The following is a 1,790-nucleotide window of genomic DNA, read 5'->3' as shown; positions in this document are numbered from 1 at the left end:
CCCCCCAACTCGAAGAAGTTGTCGCTGCGCGCTACCCGCTCCACTCCCAGCACCTCGCGCCAAATCGCCGCCAGGATGCATTCCAGCTCGCCCTGTGGCGCCTCGTGGCGCTGCCGGCCCGCGTCAAGGTCCTGCGCCGGCAGGCCCTTACGGTCCAGCTTGCCGTTCGGCGTCAGCGGCAGGCGCTCCAGCACCACCCAGGCACTGGGGATCATGAAGTCCGGCAGGTGGTCCTTGAGCGACTGCTTGAGGATGGCGCGCAGGGCACCGCTATCCGTCGTGGTCGTCGCGGGGATCACGTAGCCCACCAGTTGCTTGCCGCTGGCACCCTCACGGGCCACTACCACCGCCTCGCGAACCTCGGGCCGTTCGCGCAACCGCGCCTCGATTTCGCCCAGTTCGATGCGATAGCCACGGATCTTCACCTGCTGGTCGATCCGCCCCAGGTAGTCCACCAGGCCGTCGGCACGGGTTCGCACCAGGTCGCCGCTGCGGTACAGCCGCTCGCCATCGCCATGGGGATCGGGGACGAAGCGTTCCGCGGTCAAGCCGGGACGATCCAGGTAGCCCCGGGCGACCCCTTCGCCGCCCAGGTAGAGTTCACCGGCCAGCCCCAGCGGCAAGAGGTTCAGTTCGGCGTCCAGCACCTCGCCCCGGCGCCGCCCCAGCAGGGTGCCAATCGGTGCATAGGCAGCGCCACAGGGCTCCCCACGCCCGGCTTTCCACAGCAGTGGCGTTACCACGGTTTCCGTCGGACCGTAGCCGTTGAACAGGTACTTCGGCTGCAGGCTCTCCCACGCCTGGGCGTAGCTGGCTTCGGGCACCGCATCGCCACCGAAGCAGTAGACCCGCACCGGTGGAGGGTTGCCGACACGCGCGGCGTGCTCGGCCAGTTGCTGCAGGTACACCGGCGGGAAGACCGCCAGGGTGACGCCATGGCGATGCAGCCGCTCATAGGTCTCCTCCGGCAGCCAGAGGTCGTCGTCGCGGATCAGGACGCGGGCGCCGTTGATCAGGGGGTGCATCCAGCCTTCGTGGGCACCGTCGAAGGCGAACGACATGAAGTGCAGTTCGCAATCCTCGGCGCAGGTCTCGTAGCGTTCACCGGTGGCGCGGATGTGCGCGGCCAGCGGGCCATGGGCCACGGCCACGCCCTTGGGCTGGCCGGTGGAGCCGGAGGTGTAGATCACATAGGCCAGGTTGCTGTCCGCCAGGTCCACCGCAGGCGGCTGGCTGGGCAGGTGCTGCCAGGCCTCCGGGCGATCCACCGCCAGGCCACTCACGCCGGCGGGTAGCGGCAGGCGTTCGCTCACGTCGGCCTGGGTCAGTACCAGGGCGGCCTGACAGTCTTCCAACATGTACCTCAGGCGCTCGGCGGGATAGGCGAGGTCCAGCGGGACATAGGCGCCCCCCGCCTTGAGCACTGCGAGGAAGGCCACCATGATCTCCGCCGAACGGCGCATGGCGATGGCCACCCGGACTTCCGGTCCGACGCCCAGGGTACGCAGGTGCTGCGCCAAGCGGTTGGCCTGGGCGTCCAACTCGGCGTAGCTCAGTTGGTGGTCGCCAAAGAGCACGGCGATGGCCGCCGGGGCCTGCCGGGCCTGCTCGGCGATCGCCTCGTGGATGAATGGCCGGGCGGCATGGGGCTGGTCGCGCTGGTCCCAGCGCTGCAGCAGGGCGTCGCGTTCGGCCTCGTCGAGCAGGGGCAGCTCGCCGAGTCGGCGCGTCGGGTCCTGGCAGATCCCCTCCAGCAGCGTGCGCCAGTGGCGCGCCAGGCGCTCCACCGT

1 protein-coding gene is annotated in these 1,790 nt (G+C 69.8%); it reads right to left on the bottom strand.

Translation table 11 applies throughout. The annotated features are described in order from the left end of the window. A partial coding sequence (locus ACYJP6_RS24135) for an amino acid adenylation domain-containing protein (RefSeq protein WP_459478555.1) occupies positions 1–1,790 on the bottom strand: 1,790 nt, incomplete at both ends.

The sequence above is a fragment of the Pseudomonas sp. No.117 genome (assembly GCF_054558395.1).
The sequence above is the reverse complement of the archived record's forward strand: the minus strand, read 5'-3'. Positions and strand labels throughout refer to the sequence as shown.